Origin of the sequence: Microcoleus sp. B4-D4 (assembly GCF_036705185.1) — a bacterium.
In the GTDB taxonomy this organism is placed as follows: domain Bacteria; phylum Cyanobacteriota; class Cyanobacteriia; order Cyanobacteriales; family Microcoleaceae; genus Microcoleus.
In genome coordinates this window covers 34071-50654 of the sequence record NZ_JAUBTX010000026.1, presented here as the reverse complement: position 1 = coordinate 50654, position 16584 = coordinate 34071, and the positions used below count along the sequence as shown (strand labels likewise).

Sequence of the window (16584 nt, the reverse complement as noted above, 5' to 3'; positions counted from 1 at the left end):
ATTTGTTGTTTGTTGTTTGTTATTTGTTGTTTGTTGTTTGTTATTTGTTGTTTGTTGTTTGTTATTTGTTGTTTGTTGTTTGTTATTTGTTGTTTGTTGTTTGTTATTTGTTGTTTGTTATTTGTTATTTGTTGTTTGTTATGACAATCAGAGCTTTTTTATTTAATTGCGATCGAGTTCCAAACGGCTTATTCATAAACAATATTTCAGATTAATTACTAATATACCTCTCCAATAACTATTGTGGAACAGGCAGGATGCCTGTTCCAAACAGGCTTTTTATGATATGTCTAATCACTGATGATACCAAATCCGGGTAATATATGATTCGGCGGTTGAAACCGCGTCTACACAAACGATGTCGGCCTGCGCCGACTGGTTCATAAAGGGTATCCAAAACCCGAATTTGGTATGACTGCTAACTACTAACCAATTACCAATGACTAATGACAACTAACTACTGACAACTGACAACTAACTACTGACAACTGACAACTAACTACTGACAACTGACTACTGACTAATCTTTAATTTTCAGAGTTGCCCCCAAAGCTTGAGAAACCCACACTTCAAAAGAGCGCACCGGATACTTGCGAAGCGCGTAGCCAGCATCAATCATTGGCTCGACTAAAATAGTAAACATACCCAAACGATTGCCGGCCAAAACATCCGTAAAAAGTCGATCGCCCACCATCGCCACCTGTTCCACCGGCAAATTCATCGCCGTCACAGCTTTTCGCAACTTGCGGCGCGACGGTTTAGCAGCACCAGTAATATAAGGTAGATTCAACGACTCAGCAATTCGACCGATCCGAGTCTGACTTAAATTATTGCTCGCCAACCACAGCGATACTATCGGTTTAATTTCTTCCACCCACACGCTGAGTTCGGGAGAAGCATTCATTGCTGTCATGGGAACGAGAGTGTCGTCCACATCCAAAACTAATCCTTTAATCTGATATTCCTGAAGAATATCTGCAGTTAAATTTACGATCGAATTGCCTAAAACTAAGTCAGGCTGTAATAGTTTACCCCAAGTCATAATGATTTTAGAGTTGAGATTTTAGATTTTAGATTCAGAAATAAGAAATTGGAAGTTAAGGATTAAAAAAGTAAAAAATCTCCAGCAAGCGTTATTGCTTTTGCTTTGTTACTTTTTACTTTTGTATTAGTTTTTGCCAATCTATTGACCCGATCGCACTTTTTGGTCAACTTGAGCCACAGCAGCATTGTGTTCGGCCAGGGTGCGGCTGAAAATGTGAGTGCCGTCGTACCGAGCCATAAAATACAGATATTCCGTATTTTCAGGAGCCAGAGTAGCTTCCAAACTGGCAATTCCCGGAGATGCGATCGGAGTTGGCGGCAGCCCTACATTGATATAAGTATTGTAAGGAGAAGGCGTTTCCACCTGCTTAAAAGTCAAAGGCTTCTCCTTAGTTTGCCTGATGCCGAGGGCATATTCAACTGTAGGATCGGAACCCAAGGGCATATTTTTTTTCAGACGGTTATTGAACACGCCTGAAATGCGATTGCGCTCGCTCGCCACCACAGCTTCTTTTTCCACAATACTCGCCAGCGTCACCCACTCTTTCAAAGAAAACTTAGTATTGTTCTGATTTTTTTGATAGACCGGCAAAGCTAACCGCTCAAAACGATCGAGCATTTGCTTAATGACAGCTTCCGGGCTAATTGCATCGCCGTCTAGCTGATAAGTATCCGGGTACAAAAACCCTTCCAAATGAGGCAAGCCGCTGGGTAGCCAAGGGTACTGAGCGTAGGGAACTTGACTCGCTGCCGCCATAAAATCCTTAGCCGGGAAAAAACCTTGGGCTTCAAAATAAGCACTCATTTGTTGCATCGACCACCCTTCGGGAATCGTGAAACTCTGCTGTGCGACTTCGCCATTCCAAATTTTCTCAGCAACCGCACTCAGAGGCTGAGTCGCCGACAGTTGGTAAGTTCCGGCTTTAAAACCTCCGTCGCGGTTTTGCATTGTCAGCCAGCGGGCCCACATATCCCATGCTCCTGCCGATCGAATTAAGCCCGCGGCTTCCAAATCCTGCCCGATTTGTTGACTGGAAGTACCGGGGGGAATTTGGATGGAAACAGCAGCACCATCTCCCGAAGAAGTTGAGGTTTCAGCGATTTTAGGAGCGGCCGAAGCCCAGCTCCACCAAGCCCAGCCCTGCCAAGCGCAAACACCCCAAATAGCCGGCAGCAACACCAGATAAAACAACCATTTTGAAAGTTGCGGAGCAGCTTTTCGGCTCTCAGACTCGCTGCTTTTTGTCAGTTGTTCTTTGCTCATAGTGCGTTGTCCTCGATAAGCGCCAATTAATTAACGACTAATGACTAACTCTCTGCGATTGTTGACCGAAAGTCAGGGATGCAGCCTGTTCGATCCACCCAAAAACTGATATAAGCCCCCGAGTTCAGTCGTGGAGAGACTGAAATTTTAGACAAGAGTTCAACATCCCAGATTCACCTAGCTGCAAGTAAATCTAAAATCTAAAATCGACGCTCCGCAACCATATTCACGTCTCAATTCAACACCCTGAGCGGACAGGGCAGAAGGCACAATCTCGAAAAAGTTCGATCGGGCAAGCAGTTAACTTCTAACCATAAGATAATCAAAAATTCTGCTTTTTGCCGTCAGGTCTTCTGCCTGCAATCAATATCTAATCAAGCTCGTCAAAAAACTGGTCTTCTAGCATCGGCAACATCGGTTCGAGCCTTTGGAACTCTTCTTCCGAGAGCAATTCTGGCTCGCCGTCATCATTGATGCGAGCCAAGATAAAGAACGGATCGAGAGGAGTATAAATGGCATATTCCTGTTCTTCGTGATAGAAGCTTGTCAGCCACATAAGTTCCTCGAAATCCGACTCTTCATCGGGATCGGTATCCGGTGCCATCTCCTCGTCGGGAAATTCTGGCAATTCGCCAACTACAGTCAGCGTCACCGCCGTGCGCCGGAGTGTCAAGTTCTGCTCTTGCAGCACAACTTGAGCAATATCAAAAATTTTGTCAATTTCGGTCTCGTCTTCTACAGGAATTGCTGCTTCGTCGCTTTCGTCTCCGTGCCAAGTAAAAATTTCTACTGGAGAGTCGATCGGAATCAGCAAAGCATATTCTTGACCTTCTAGGTTCATCGAATGCTCTATGTTGCAAGTCAGCGAGCGCCCGAATTCATCCGTCAGGGTGACGGACTCTTCGTTGGAACTGCCATTCTCTTTGCGGTTTGGGGATGAGGACATCGCGTGTATCTTAATTTTCCGTCAATTATTCAGTAATTTGTGCTTGACAATGGGGAGTTTTCGTGGCGATATTCTGGCGGCGCGGGCGATCGCCAGCCCACAAGTTTAAACTGCGAGACTCGCGGCATTTTCCACGCGGAGAGTGCAGCGTTTAAATTTCTGTCTAGTCCAGAGCGACACTGAGGACAAATCACAATTTTGTGCTGCTTCAGTACCGAAGGGTACAGCGAAATTTTCTCAAGTATGTCAACGGTTACAGGTGTGCCTAGCAAACTTGCACAACTAGGATATCACGGCTTTGTTAAAAGCTATCACGATTGGGAACAGGGGCGATATTTTGTCTTCTCATATCCAACCACCGCTGCAAAATCAGGGCTGCTGCTTTGCGATCGATCGAACCCTTATTTTGCGAAGGCGAAATTCCTTGTGCTTGAATCAATTCCTCTGCCTCAACCGAAGTCAGGCGCTCATCTGCGTATTCTAGGGGGAGTTCTAAGGCCTCGGCGATGCGGCCAGCATATTTCTGCACTTGTCGCGCTTGATTGCCCAATTCTCCGTTCATGGAGTAGGGCAAGCCTGCAACCAAAATTTTTACTCCGCGCGATCGGACGAGTTCTCGCAGACAAGCTACATCGCGATCGAAGGACGATCGCACCAGAGTAGTAATCCCCGTAGCGATTAAACCTGTGCCGTCACATCCGGCGATGCCGACTCGTTTGCTGCCGATATCTAATCCGAGGGCTGAAATCCATAATTTTTCGTTGGACATTATTATCGATTTTAGATTTTAGATTTACTGTTTTTGGGCGGATACAATTTTATTTAACGAACCGCGAAGACGCAAAGAACGCGAAGGAATAACAGAAGAAAGCAAGAAGATAATAGGCAATATTAAGTTGGCATCAATCAAAAGCAAAAGGAAATTCCTGTAAATATGACAGAAAAAAAGTAATTTGTTGAATGATTAATTCTATTCTTTTCTGCTTTCTACCTGCTACCTTCTGCTTTCAATTGTTAAGAATTGAGTTCTCCTAGCGAGCCGCCGTCTGGAGGCAATTCCGGCAAATTCAGAGGCAAAATGCTGTTGGCATCTGTTGCTGCTGATTCGGAATTTTGGCTGTTCGAGGGGTTAATTCGATCGGCTTGACCGTTTCCTGAGTCCGACAAAAACGGTTTAATCTCTGAGGACGCTGGCCCTGCTGCGGCTTCCCCAGCCATCGGGCCTAGCCAGGACATCCGACCCGGTACTGGTTTGCGAGTTGGTTGGAAGCTCTGCAACATTTCTGATAGTTGGAGTCCTTCGAGGGAGACTAACTTTGATTCGCGCAGTTTGTGCCATACCGATCGAGACATCAGCAAGCTGTGTTCCACGCGCACGGCTCCAAATTGCTCTAAATAAGCTTCGCGTTCCGGTTGATAGTCGGCGGAAGCTAGTTGCAGGCTTTGAACGGGGAAGTCTTGAACGAGTCGCGCCATCTGGGATAGCAGTTCCGGGTACAGCCAAGTGTAGGCCGGGTGTACGGTCAACTGGGCGACGTGTGGCGCTTCGCCGTTGCGGGATAGCTGCACCTGAAAATAGCCGATCGCGGCTTTCCGCTGCGGTTCAAACACGTAACCGCTGACTACTTCTGTTTTCGCCAGCCACTGTCTGGCACCTTCGACTAAAGCGCCGAAAAAACTGGTTTTGAAGTCTTGAATGTGCCGATCGAATACTTGGCGCACCAAGGGCGGCATCGATGCGGTATCGAGTTGATATAGCAATTGAGCGTCCGCGTTGCTGACCGGCAGCAGGTTGGGCAAATCTGGCGTTGAGTTTGCCATTTCTTGCAGGCGTTCTGGGGCGATCGTCCAGTAAGTCATCTGGGCCAACGGCTGAAACCCGTTCTGCCGGTACAAAGCCAGGGAAGTTGTGTCGCCGACATTCACCTCCAGCAGCCACGTCCGCGCCTCCCAGACTGCCTCAAAGCAGTACCGCAGCAGCATGGAACCAATGCCTTTGCTGCGGGCTTCTGGGTCTACTCCGATGCGATCGATCCGCCAAGTGCTGCGGGTGCGGTTGAAAGGAGAAATCTGAATGATGCCCTTAACTTTCCCCTGTTCTTCAGCAACGTGGGCCCGAAACAAAGACTGACAAGGGTTGGGAAACAAGCTAAACAGCTTTAGCAGTCCGTACCAGCGACGAATCTGCTGCAACTTTTTACCTAGTACCAAGTCGCAGCTTGCACCCTTGCGTTTTTCTGGTTGTTCGGCTGTTTCCGCGCACAGTTGTTCCATCGCCTCGATGTCGCGGTACTGAAACGGGCGAATCACAACCTGGTTTTGGTTTTGAGAGGTAAATGAAGTCATAGCACGAAAGTGGGGAATGGAAGTTTTTAAATAAAATTTCAGAAAGGGGAAAAGTTAGGGAAGTTTTGAGTTTTGAATGCGTTAATTTTGCGTTCAAAACTTAGAACCTGTTCGGGGACGCCATCGCCTACAAAGAAACCGGGTTTTTTACTCTTTCTGTGGGTTACTGCGAAGGAAACGCTTTTAAGAACCAGGTTTCTGGCAGCCCGTGCGTCCGCGAACTAAAAACTTTTGATGCTTCTCCCTTTCTCGATCGAGCGAAAATTAAAAATTTCAAATCATCTTTTTTTAATTTTTAATTTGAATTTTTAATTTTCAGTTTTAAAATCAAGATTTCTGTGGCAGAGGTCGAATCAATACGACCGGTGTTCGCTCGTCAGCATTCCCGGCGGGGTTGCTTCGCAAGGCTTGCTCTAAAAATGTTACCGATAAATCGGAGGTCGCTGCTAATATCTTAACTGCTTTCAAGTCATTAGCGTCTACGATCGCCGCCGCAAGTCCAGTTTCTCGCTGAATTTGTTCTACAACTTGCTGCGGATTGTCCGGGCCAAGCACAATAAATTGGTCGAAGGGAGGCAAAGTCCCGGTAACGTCGTCGATTAGCCTTGCTTGTTCCCCTGCTAACTGGTAAAAGACTCCCGGTTTACCCAATATTTTAGCTACAGAGCCGATCGCAAATGCTGCGACTACGCGCCAAGGCCCAACTACATCCACCAAAGTTTGCATTCCGCAAGCCGTGGCCAAACTCGACATCGGCAAGAAAAACAAACAAACTCGCTTGGCTACCCATCCGGGTTTAACTTCGCTGGGGTGGTGGTAGCGTCCCTGCATCAAAGCTAGTGGAGTTTCTGCAAGGGCGACAATATCGCCTTTCTGGGCGCGCGGCAGCACGTAGCGCTTGACAATTTCGACGGGATCGTCTAATTCCGCCAGTATGTGGGTGCGAATCGGCAAAACTTCGGCAACTCCGACATTGCGGGCGACGGGTACGGTGTCCGAGTTGGGAAATTGCAGCGGGACTACTACGTTGCGGATTTTGGGGATGCGCCCGCCTGGGCCGTAGGTGACGAAATGTATTTGCACCCAAGCTGACTGCAATTTGGTTAAATCTTGCCCTTGAATGTCTACAGAAACTTTGATTTTGGTGTTTTGTTGGGCTTTAACAATATAGCCGAACCAGTAATCGTCCGATCGGGCTTTTGCGTCTTTGTGACAAGGAATCACTTTTGTCTGGAAAGTCACGCCATCCAAACTTGCGTCTGACAGCAGTTTCACCTGTGCGCGCACTTCCGGCAACATCACCTCGAACCGCTGTGTCAGGTTGCGGAATTCCATTTCCCCGACTAAAAGATAGCGATTGGGTTCGTTTATGGCTAAGTGCCATTCTCCGGCTGTAAGTTCTAGTTTATTTGCACTCCCAGTCCGGCGATAGTTCAACTCTAGGCCCAATGCGCCCAATGCTAGCAGCGAACCTGCTGCTGCGATTCCTGTTGCTAAACTCTCAATCACTCAAATCACCGCCAATAATATTTTGTGTTTACTGTAGTCGATATCGGGTACTTCGAGATCCGATCCGGCAGTAATTGGAAGTTGTGGGGGTTGTTGGGGGCGGGGTTGGAGAGTGGGATGGGCGCGATCGAAATAGATTTTTCGGATGACTTGCACGGGATGGCGGGAAATTCGGGTAGACTTTATGACTGCCCGAACAAATCTTATCGCGGTTTTTATTCCAACCTTGCTCTCACTTCATCAGCAGACAACTCAGGCAATTGTTCGACAAACAACGTCAATTCATCGACAGGCATTGCTAATAAGTTGGTAAGGGCAGCCTGCAGAATATCCTCCAATTCATTTTGGCGCATTCTCAAAACATTTTCTGCCAATAATTTAACCGCTTGTTTTCTTCCGGCTTCATCCACTGTTAGCATGGATATTGCCAGCAACAGCACTGTAAATTCCGCAGCCGGTAACTTTGATATTGGAGATAAAAAAGCTGTCATTTTCGAGTTGACTTCTCCAAATCGCACTTGCAGGAAATTCTCTAAAATTAAGCGCTGTTGTGCTTGTCTGCCTTGTTCTAATCCTTGTTCTAATCCTTGTTCAATTCCTTGTTGTTGTGCGGCTTCTAACTGTTCTCTAAAAAGTGATGGGATCGCCATAATTAACTCCCGCTCTTCTGGCTGTAACTCTTGTTCGGTATCGGTTACTAAGTTTGACTGTAACTGATACAGCAATTCTAGCGCGATAATCCGTAACGGATCGTCGGTTGCTAAGTAGGTAAACAAAATTAATTGCCGACTGAGTTGACTTGAAACCCTTGATACGTCTAAAGAGTAACAAAGTCGGATGTGTAATTAATTTTGTGTAGGTACTTAAAGAACTCAATTGGGCGATCGCCCTTTGCTGCACTTTTCCTTTGCCTAAAATCCTCAGCCACAACGTTTCGGGAGTTTCGGGCAATTGGTGAATCACCACCATTGCCGATTTCAAATGCCTCGGCAAAAAATAAATGCCATCGAGCCAATCCTCCGGCTTGGGTACCGCACCAAAACCCTCCAGCAGTGCTTTCGACGCTGTAGGTGTCAAAATCCACAATAAGGGCAGCTTAGCATCGTCGTAGCGAGTATTTTCTCTTCTGGCTTGCCGCTCCAATTCACCCCGCAAATCCCATAACTTGCTCATACAGCTAATGACTTCGCCGACAGTTACTGGATTGCGAAACGGTTCAAAAATTGCCGCCGTATCAGCCATTTTTCCCAACAATCCTAAAGTTGCTGAGTATTCGGGAATTACAGTGCTGGGAATGAAATAAACATCGATTTCTCGGACTTCGGCAGTAACATCATGCCCGATATTCACCGTTCCGATGGGAGACAGCAGTTCTGTCAACAAGTCTTTGGCAAAGCGATCGTGAATAAATCGCGTCATAAAAAAGGATTTTGATATTTTGTGATTTAATTTTATCAGATTATCGTCGGATATTTAAGATGTTTTTTCTGACAATAAGTAGACAAACATAAAAAACTAAAACACCCAGATACCCGACTTCTTTAAGCAGTCGGGTATCTAACAGATATCGCATTTTACGTTCATTTAGAATGCAAGCTGCAATCAATATCCAATTTGCAAAGTCACAGAAGCTTCAATCTGCTGTTCCCCTCCCACCACAGGCGTTGTAGCGTCAGCAGCAGCAGCGCGAGCATTAGCCAATTGCCGGTACATAGGAGGCGGCGCGATCGCACCGTTGACTTGAATGCCCAGAATGTCTCCCCGTTTGAGGTTGAGGGCGCTCAAGACTGCATCCGCTTGCGCTTGAGCATCTTGAGTTGCTTTGCGGAGTGCTTGTTTTCGAGCTTGTTCGATCGCACTTTCGGCGGCGGCAAAACTCACGCCGTCGATGCGTGTGGCTCCGGCATTCACCGCATCGTCGAGCAAAGTGCCGGCAGATGCAGTATTAATCCGAAAACTGACGGTATTCGTCGCCGTATAGCCCGTCAAGCGCTGCTGGTTGTTTTCGTAGCTGTAAATGGGATTGAGGGTGATGCCGGCAGTTTCGAGTTTTTCGACTTGGCGCGATCGCAGCAACTCTACCACAGCGGACGATCGCCTGGCCGCTTCCTGCTGCACCGCAGTCGCCGTTTTCCCCTGCACCTCAACACCCAGCCGCACTTGGGTTTTAGTTGTAGGAATCGCTTCCACACCCCGCCCGGTAACAGTCAACGTTCTGAGCCGCTGTTCTTGAGCAACCGCCGGATCTAACCTCACAAAACTCACGAAAGTTAACGTTAAACACAACGCTGTTAACAGACTGCGGAAATTATTTCTAGTACCGCGCCGCAAATTTGAATTCATGAACTCGATTCTCCTCACGTACAACTGATGCTATACTTTACCTTCGCACGGGAATTACTAAAGATCCAGCCTGTTACATTTTTGGCAACTAAAAAAAACATTAGTCATTAGTCATTAGTTATTAGTCATTATTATATGCAATCCTTAAAACAAGTGGCTCGCCGACTCAAAAAAGAGACTTACGCTGTTTATTTAGCCAGTACAAATCCCAGATTACCTCAGTACGCCAGAATTTGAGCAGGCCTTAAGGTTGCCTACGCTTTTAGCGCGATCGACTTAATTCCTGATTTCATACCGATTCTCGGCTACTTGGACAATTTGATAATTGTACCTTTGGGAATTTGGCTGCTGTAATTACTGCCATTTGGATTGGATTTGGAATATTAGAATACCCGGCGGTTGAAACCGCGGCTATACAGACAAAACCCGGATGGTGCGCGGGTTGAATAATAGGCGGTGAAAATTATGTTTTACCTTATTCTCTCTTCGTCCGCGGAGGCGGACATCGTTTGTGTAGACGCGGTTTCAACCGCCGTCTGATATTCATGATATTATATTGTAGGGCGATCGCACTTAACCTTAAAAAAACTCGCGGCATCACATACCAAGTATTATTTATCCCTTAAAAAAATCCAACAACTAACCATCCAACGATGACTCAAACTACTACCGATCACCTCAGCCATCTCAACCCATCCCAGCGCCAAGCAGTCGTCCATTACAACGGGCCGCTGTTAGTAGTAGCGGGGGCTGGTTCGGGGAAAACCAGAGCTCTAACTTACCGCGTAGCTAACTTAGTTCGCACCCATCGAGTTGATCCCGAAAATATTCTGGCGGTGACATTTACGAATAAAGCCGCTAGAGAGATGAAAGAAAGAATTGAAAAATTGCTGGCTACTCAGCAAGCTGAAGCGGAATATGGGAAACCTTTGGCAGATTTAGCGCCGGATGTGCAAACCAGATTGCGATCGCAAATTTACCATAGAATTACCAAACAGATTTGGATGGGAACTTTTCACTCTCTGTGCGGCCGGATTCTCCGCTACGATATTGAGAAATATCAAGACGAAAAAGGCCGCCAATGGAAGAAGAATTTTTCGATTTTTGATGAGTCAGATGCTCAAAGTCTCGTCAAACAAATTGTTACCAAAGTCCTCAATTTAGACGATAAGAAATTTGACCCGCGCAAAGTCCGCTATGCCATCAGCAACGCTAAAAATCAAGGTTGGTCGCCTCAAGAATTCCTCGCAGCAGAACCGGATTACCGAGGGCGGGTAATTGCGGATGTTTACAGCCGCTACCAAGATGCTTTAGCCGCCAACAACGGCTTAGATTTTGACGATTTAATTCTAGTTCCGGTTAAACTTTTACGCCAAAACGAGCAAGTTTTAAGTTATTGGCATCACAAATTTCGACATATTTTAGTTGACGAATATCAGGATACCAACCGCACTCAATACGATTTGATTCGGATGTTGGTGACAAATAACAGCGATCCGAAAGAGTTTGATAAGTGGCAAAATCGCTCGATTTTTGTGGTGGGCGATGTGGATCAATCTATTTACAGTTTTCGGATGGCGGATTATACCATCTTGCTGGAATTTCAAGAGGATTTCGGCGATGGTTTGTCGGACGAAAAAACTCAGACGATGGTAAAATTAGAGGAGAATTATCGATCGCGCGAAAACATCCTGCAAGCCGCCAACCACTTGATCGAACACAATACCGAACGCATCGATAAAGTTCTGCGCCCGACTCGCGAACCCGGAGCTCCGATTGTGGTATGGCGCGCCGACAATGAGTTAGAAGAAGCGCAATTTGTAGCTGGTCAAATTCAGTCCCTGAAGCGCCAAAATTCAGAATACGAACACGGGAGTAACTTTGCGATTCTCTACCGCACCAACGCTCAATCTCGCTCCTTTGAAGAAGCGTTAATGTACTTGGATATTCCCTATAATATTGTCGGCGGCCTGAAGTTTTACGATCGCAAAGAAATCAAAGATATCCTAGCATACCTGCGGACGATCGCCAATCCCGACGATAGCGTCAGCCTCAAACGCATCATCAACACTCCCCGCCGCGGCATTGGCGACACGACATTTGGTAAAATCGAAGATGCTGCAACTCAATTAGGTATTCCGCTGTGGGAAATTCTCAGCGACGAATCTTCTGTAAATACTCTCGCAGGGCGATCGGCAAAAGCTATAATTAAATTTGCCGCCATGATTGGTAATTGGCAACAAAAACTTGAAACTACGCCCGCGTCGCAAATTGTCCAAGGAATTATCGAAGATTCTGGTTACATTGACGATTTGAAAAACCAAGGAACCGAAGAAGCCGAAAATCGCATCGAAAACGTCAGAGAATTGTACAACGCAGTGCTGCAATTTGAAGAACAAAACGAAGAACCGACGCTAACATCATTTTTAGCAAAAGCATCTTTAGCATCCGATTTAGATGATTTGAAAGAAGACGATTCGCGCGTGTCGCTGATGACGCTGCACTCAGCCAAAGGGTTAGAATTTCCCGTAGTATTTTTAGTCGGAATGGAACAGGGTTTATTTCCCAATTTCCGCAGTTTAGATGACCCGAAAGCAGTTGAAGAAGAACGCCGTTTGTGCTATGTCGGCATCACTCGCGCCCAGGAATTGCTATTTCTCACCCACACTCGCGAACGCCGCCTCTGGGGAGGATACCGCGAACACTGCACCCCTTCGCTATTCTTGGGCGAACTACCGACACATTTGCTAGCTGGAAGTGCGAAGAAAACTAAGACAGGCAAAACTGCTGCATCCCAGGGAAAAACGAATAATTCAGCAGCCAATTCTGGGAGTTCTCCATCAGAATGGAAAACGGGCGAACGAGTTTTTCATCATGCTTTTGGAGTTGGAGAAATTACCCACGTTTTGGGGGTGGGCGATAAAACTAATCTGGCAATTAAGTTTAAAGGTTTGGGCCGCAAAATCATCGATCCGAGAACGGCTAAGTTGCAGCGAGTGTAATAGAAAAAACTCCAAGCATACCAGGCGGTTGAAACCGCGTCTGTACAGGCAAAACCCGGGCTGAGAGGGGTTGAAGAATAGGCGGTAAAAATGGCGGTAAAAATTACATTGTTTTCTTCAGTCCGCAGAGGCGGACATCGTTTGACTTTCTGGCGGTTTCAACCGCCGGATTTTCTTCTATTATTCGATTACCTGAGATTCCACACGCCTGTATTTACCCGCCAAACGTTCTCGACGCTGGCGGCGGTTGTCAGCTTCAAATATAGCGATTAATTCATCCAGGTTTAGAGTCAAAGCGTCCAACTGTTGGCAGACTTCACGCATCTTTTCAACGTGTCGCTTTCTGGTTTCAGCGTCGGGGATTCTAGGTTGTTGATTCATGGCAAATTCCAATCTATTTTGATTTCTCGGATAGTTGCTTCTGAGGCATCGACAGCCGCCTCTGTTTGTTCTATCGTTCTATACAGAAAGTTTAACGTATCCGCAGTCGCAGCGGGTTGAGATTCTGCTACCTGCTGCAAAAGCCTGTACAAACGATTGTAAGGGTTTCTCAACCTTTCCTTAACATTATCTAGGGATTCTAGTTCGGGGAGTGTCGCTTCTGTCTCGCCAAACTGCTGCATTAAAATATATTCTGTGGCGGTTGTTTCGTTGAGGATTTCCACTAGCCGCCGCTGCAATGTGAAAATTGTGTTCAGGATGTCATCAGGTAGCTTTGCCATTGTCCTTGATTTTTAGGGATAACAACTTAACACAATATATCAGAATGTTTGATCGTTACCAGGCTCTGCCTGGTAATGCAGATCGGGAGGCTCTGCCTCCTTTTATCTAGTAACTTACAGAAGAGAGGACTGTAGGAGGTGTTTAAGTTATTAAGTTTTAGATTCTTAACACAATATAGCGAATATTTTCTTCTTCCCATTTGAGTTTGAATCAAGAACGATCGCAATCCCAATTACCACATTTAAGCCTAACTAAAAGCATCCAAATTCCCAGCATCCATATCGATCCGTGAGGTCGCTTTCTTCAATCCTCCAATCTCAAATCCATCGCACTTCGCATCGCCAATAACGCCGTTCCATAAGCAGCCGCAGTCTGAACCGGCGTTTCAACAGCCACTTTCAAATAACGCTGTCTAATCGCACTCCAAACCGAATTTTTTGCCCCGCCGCCAGCAGTATAAACTTTTGTCAAAGGAGTTGCACCCAATTCTTGCAATAATTGATATCCCCGCGCTTCAATCCGCGCGATACTTTCTAGCAAACCGTGCAGAAATTCCACAGAATCAGCGGGACGCGGTTCGAGTCTGGGCGCTAAATTCGGGTCATTAATTGGAAAGCGATCGCCCTTTTTCAACAATGGGTAATAATCCAGCAAACTCTCTTGTTCAGGATTAATTTTTGTGCTATAAGTAGCTAACTCAGCATCAGTAAAAAAGTGTCGCAGCACCGCACCTCCGGTATTAGAAGCACCTCCAACTAACCACAAATCGCCTAATTTGTGACTGTAAATCCCGTATCTCGAATCATCGACGCGGGTATGACTTAACAGTTTGACGGCTAAAGTAGAACCGAGAGAAGTTACTGCTTCCCCCGGTGAATTGACACCGCTTGCTAAAAATGCTGCAATGCTATCGGTTGTACCGGCACAAACTGTACAATCGCGGGGAAATCCGAAGCGACTCCTCACTTCATCTCTCACTTCCCCCACAGGCGTGCCCGGTGCGACAACCTGCGGCAATTTAGGCGTTGTAGCGCCGGCAATTCCCTCTATCAGCCAATCGGGATAGCACAAAGTATCAACATCGAAACCGAGTTTTAAAGCATTGTGATAGTCGCTAATTCCTAATTTTCCGTGCAGCAAAAATGCCAGCCAATCAGCTTGATGCAGGAAAACTGTAGGGGCGGTGCCCCCGTGCCCGCCCTCTTGCCACCAGAGGAGTTTTGCCAGACTGGATGTAGCGCTTAATACTGTGTGGTTATCCGGGGCGATCGCCCGCAACGTCTCTGTAACGGCTGCACCGCGCGCATCGTTGTATAAAATAGGTTCGCATACGGGTATACCGTCAGTATCGCACAGCATGACTGTAGAGGATGTGCCGTCAAGGGCGATCGCCCTTACCCGATTGCGGATTGTTGCGGGAATTTGCTCAATTACAGCCGAGAGTGCATTTTGCCACACCGAGGGTAATTCCGACTGTCGATCGTTAGCAAAAGTATATTCAGTCTCACAATGGATTGTACCCTGGGAGTCAATGATTGTCGATCGCGCGCCCGTGGTGCCTAAATCTATTCCCAAATAAAGATTCATTTGCCACTCCAGCGAATTTTCCTATATTTGACGAAACCACAAAGTTTATTTGCATCCTGCCTCTAGTTGTTTAATGATATCTCTGACTTTTATTGGCAGTTATTATTAATGTAAGTAACAGGTAATGCAATGACGAAAAGCAGATAACTTGGTAGAAAAAGGTTCTCAAAAAAAGACTTAACAAAGGGCTGAAATCGCTATAGATTACAGCTTACAGCTTACAGTTCTCGATGCGAGAGAAGAACCATAACGCCACTTCACACCTAAACCCCGGAACCCACCCCACCACCCACACAGTTCCCTAGGGAGGTGGCCCACAGGTGCTTGTTTATTATAGGTTAGGTTCTTTGTGTCCAACCAACTGCCTCCTTTTCGCCAACCGACACGATCGCCTAGCTTGCATTCAGTCTCCCAATCAACTTTACCACCAACTTCCAACCAGATTTTTTTCTGGATGCTAAAGCCAAAACGACCCTGACTGTATTTTACCCACAATTTGTCGATCGTCCGTAAATCATCGCAAGGAAAATTATCAATTGATTCCTTATTAAAATAACCTTCCTTCTCCCGTCTAGCAGCTTTCAACATCACGTTGAGTGTTTCCTGATCCGCCTCTTTCCACTTCCCTGCTGCTAATAAATCCCGCAGACGAGTATAGTCAACACCCTGCGCTGATTTCAGCGAGTCTGGTGGCGGAGGAGGTGTTTGAGCTGATAATTGAGGTGATTGAGTACCAAGAGCCTGCAAAATTTCAGTAGCAGATTGATAACGTTTTTTAATAGCAGGTTGGATCATTTTATCTAAAATCTGACCCAGTTCCGAGCTGACAGATGTTTTTAAGTGTTCTCGCCACACCCAATCAAACTCGCTATCATCGAATAAATCAATCGGTTCAACCTGAGTTAACAGACACAGACAAGTCACACCCAGACTATAAATATCACTCGCATGAATCGGTTTACCGTTGGCTTGTTCTGGTGCCGTATATCCAGCCGTCCCGATCCTCGTTCCCGTTACCGCTAGAGCCGTTTGTGTCGCATATTTCGCCGCTCCAAAGTCAACGATAACCAGTTGCCCATTTGACATCAGAATAATATTTTCGGGCTTGATATCTCGGTGAATAACTTGGCGAGAGTGAATGAACTCGAATACTGGCAGTAAATTATTAAGCAAATTGCGAATTTGCGTTTCGCTAAAATATCCCTGAGATTTTAGTGTTTGGGCTAAATTTTCACCGTCGATGAATTCTTGGACTAAATACTGCCGTTCATCTTGACTAAAATATGCTAATAATTCGGGAATTTGAGAGTGTTTGCCCAACTGTTCAAGGCGGACTGCTTCAAGCTCAAATAACTCAGCAGCTTTCTGGATACTAGAAGTGCCTTGAACTTGGGGGTAGAATTGTTTAATAACACAGGGAGGTTTTGATGGTTTATACTCATCAACAGCTAGAAAAGTGCGCCCAAAGCCTCCTTGTCCAATGATTTTTTGCGATCGGTAGCGATCGCCCAATAGCAGTTTATTCCCACATTCGTGACAGAAGTTTGTAGAGCCAGACGGGTTTTGCAATAGGCAATCAGGGTTTAGACACTGGCTCATAAAATATGCTTATACATTATAGATTAAAGCTTTCGATGGGATGCCAGCCCAGATGGTTTTAAATGTGAAACAGCAGATCCCGGTAAGGACACGGCATTGCCGATATGTGTCAACTTAACCCCAAAACCTTTGTATCTCTCGCTTTTATCCGAGGCCAGATCCCCCTAAATCCCCCTTAAAAAGGGGGACTTCTATCGTAATCTTGTCCCCCCCTTATTAAG

At 46.1% G+C, this 16584-nt stretch carries 12 protein-coding genes and 2 pseudogenes; 2 read left to right on the top strand and 12 right to left on the bottom strand.

The window, feature by feature from the left end:
- Positions 1 to 520: 520 nt before the first annotated feature.
- The 8 genes and pseudogenes from QUB13_RS18975 to QUB13_RS18935 form a co-directional block, all read right to left on the bottom strand.
- On the bottom strand, positions 521 to 1042 hold the full coding sequence (locus QUB13_RS18975) for a YqeG family HAD IIIA-type phosphatase (protein ID WP_194008478.1): 522 nt from the start codon (positions 1040 to 1042) through the stop codon (positions 521 to 523).
- Between the two features lie 141 nt (positions 1043 to 1183).
- The gene (mltG, locus tag QUB13_RS18970; RefSeq protein ID WP_333383419.1) at positions 1184 to 2308 is read right to left on the bottom strand and encodes an endolytic transglycosylase MltG; all 1125 of its coding nucleotides are present in this window, start codon (positions 2306 to 2308) and stop codon (positions 1184 to 1186) included.
- A gap of 370 nt (positions 2309 to 2678) precedes the next feature.
- On the bottom strand, positions 2679 to 3254 hold the full coding sequence (locus tag QUB13_RS18965) for a DUF3727 domain-containing protein (RefSeq protein WP_194008480.1): 576 nt from the start codon (positions 3252 to 3254) through the stop codon (positions 2679 to 2681).
- 301 nt (positions 3255 to 3555) lie between these two features.
- The gene (gene ruvX, locus QUB13_RS18960) at positions 3556 to 4023 is read right to left on the bottom strand and encodes a Holliday junction resolvase RuvX (protein WP_333114336.1); all 468 of its coding nucleotides are present in this window, start codon (positions 4021 to 4023) and stop codon (positions 3556 to 3558) included.
- A 245-nt stretch (positions 4024 to 4268) separates the two neighbouring features.
- Positions 4269 to 5600: a GNAT family N-acetyltransferase gene (locus QUB13_RS18955; protein ID WP_333087117.1), complete on the bottom strand. Its 1332-nt coding sequence runs from the start codon at positions 5598 to 5600 to the stop codon at positions 4269 to 4271.
- Between the two features lie 327 nt (positions 5601 to 5927).
- Positions 5928 to 7109 carry a F420-0:Gamma-glutamyl ligase gene (locus tag QUB13_RS18950; protein ID WP_333383413.1) on the bottom strand — a complete coding sequence of 394 codons (1182 nt, stop codon included), beginning with the start codon at positions 7107 to 7109 and terminating at the stop codon, positions 5928 to 5930.
- A 215-nt stretch (positions 7110 to 7324) separates the two neighbouring features.
- A pseudogene (locus QUB13_RS18940) lies at positions 7325 to 8528 on the bottom strand (flagellar assembly protein H).
- Positions 8529 to 8711: 183 nt separating this feature from the next.
- On the bottom strand, positions 8712 to 9452 hold the full coding sequence (locus QUB13_RS18935) for an SIMPL domain-containing protein (protein WP_333383404.1): 741 nt from the start codon (positions 9450 to 9452) through the stop codon (positions 8712 to 8714).
- Positions 9453 to 9713: 261 nt separating this feature from the next.
- Here QUB13_RS18935 and QUB13_RS18930 point away from each other — a divergent pair.
- Together QUB13_RS18930 and pcrA are read left to right on the top strand one after the other, a co-directional pair.
- A pseudogene (locus QUB13_RS18930) lies at positions 9714 to 9806 on the top strand (DUF1232 domain-containing protein); the annotation flags it as partial.
- Between the two features lie 299 nt (positions 9807 to 10105).
- The gene (gene pcrA, locus QUB13_RS18925; protein WP_333383401.1) at positions 10106 to 12454 is read left to right on the top strand and encodes a DNA helicase PcrA; all 2349 of its coding nucleotides are present in this window, start codon (positions 10106 to 10108) and stop codon (positions 12452 to 12454) included.
- Positions 12455 to 12634: 180 nt separating this feature from the next.
- Here pcrA and QUB13_RS18920 read toward each other — a convergent pair whose 3' ends face one another.
- The 4 genes from QUB13_RS18920 to QUB13_RS18905 all read right to left on the bottom strand — a co-directional run bounded on the left by QUB13_RS18920 (position 12635) and on the right by QUB13_RS18905 (position 16363).
- Positions 12635 to 12835, bottom strand: a complete 201-nt coding sequence (locus tag QUB13_RS18920; protein WP_194008696.1) for a hypothetical protein — start codon at positions 12833 to 12835, stop codon at positions 12635 to 12637.
- Complete coding sequence (locus QUB13_RS18915) at positions 12832 to 13176, bottom strand: hypothetical protein (RefSeq protein ID WP_194008695.1); 345 nt, start codon at positions 13174 to 13176, stop codon at positions 12832 to 12834. The genes QUB13_RS18920 and QUB13_RS18915 overlap by 4 nt, the downstream gene beginning before the upstream one ends.
- 304 nt (positions 13177 to 13480) lie before the next feature.
- Positions 13481 to 14764 carry an FGGY-family carbohydrate kinase gene (locus QUB13_RS18910; protein ID WP_333383396.1) on the bottom strand — a complete coding sequence of 428 codons (1284 nt, stop codon included), beginning with the start codon at positions 14762 to 14764 and terminating at the stop codon, positions 13481 to 13483.
- Positions 14765 to 14968: 204 nt separating this feature from the next.
- Entirely contained in the window at positions 14969 to 16363 is a 1395-nt protein-coding gene (locus QUB13_RS18905) for a serine/threonine-protein kinase (protein ID WP_333383395.1), read from the bottom strand.
- Between the last annotated feature and the right edge of the window lie 221 nt (positions 16364 to 16584).

Excerpts from the sequence above, each read along its gene's own strand:
- QUB13_RS18975 (WP_194008478.1), bottom strand. The coding sequence starts at position 1,042 with ATGACTTGGGGTAAACTATTACAGCCTGACTTAGTTTTAGGCAATTCG.
- mltG (WP_333383419.1), bottom strand. The coding sequence starts at position 2,308 with ATGAGCAAAGAACAACTGACAAAAAGCAGCGAGTCTGAGAGCCGAAAA.
- QUB13_RS18965 (WP_194008480.1), bottom strand. The coding sequence starts at position 3,254 with ATGTCCTCATCCCCAAACCGCAAAGAGAATGGCAGTTCCAACGAAGAG.
- ruvX (WP_333114336.1), bottom strand. The coding sequence starts at position 4,023 with ATGTCCAACGAAAAATTATGGATTTCAGCCCTCGGATTAGATATCGGC.
- QUB13_RS18955 (WP_333087117.1), bottom strand. The coding sequence starts at position 5,600 with ATGACTTCATTTACCTCTCAAAACCAAAACCAGGTTGTGATTCGCCCG.
- QUB13_RS18935 (WP_333383404.1), bottom strand. The coding sequence starts at position 9,452 with ATGAATTCAAATTTGCGGCGCGGTACTAGAAATAATTTCCGCAGTCTG.
- pcrA (WP_333383401.1), top strand. The coding sequence starts at position 10,106 with ATGACTCAAACTACTACCGATCACCTCAGCCATCTCAACCCATCCCAG.
- QUB13_RS18920 (WP_194008696.1), bottom strand. The coding sequence starts at position 12,835 with ATGAATCAACAACCTAGAATCCCCGACGCTGAAACCAGAAAGCGACAC.
- QUB13_RS18915 (WP_194008695.1), bottom strand. The coding sequence starts at position 13,176 with ATGGCAAAGCTACCTGATGACATCCTGAACACAATTTTCACATTGCAG.
- QUB13_RS18910 (WP_333383396.1), bottom strand. The coding sequence starts at position 14,764 with ATGAATCTTTATTTGGGAATAGATTTAGGCACCACGGGCGCGCGATCG.
- QUB13_RS18905 (WP_333383395.1), bottom strand. The coding sequence starts at position 16,363 with ATGAGCCAGTGTCTAAACCCTGATTGCCTATTGCAAAACCCGTCTGGC.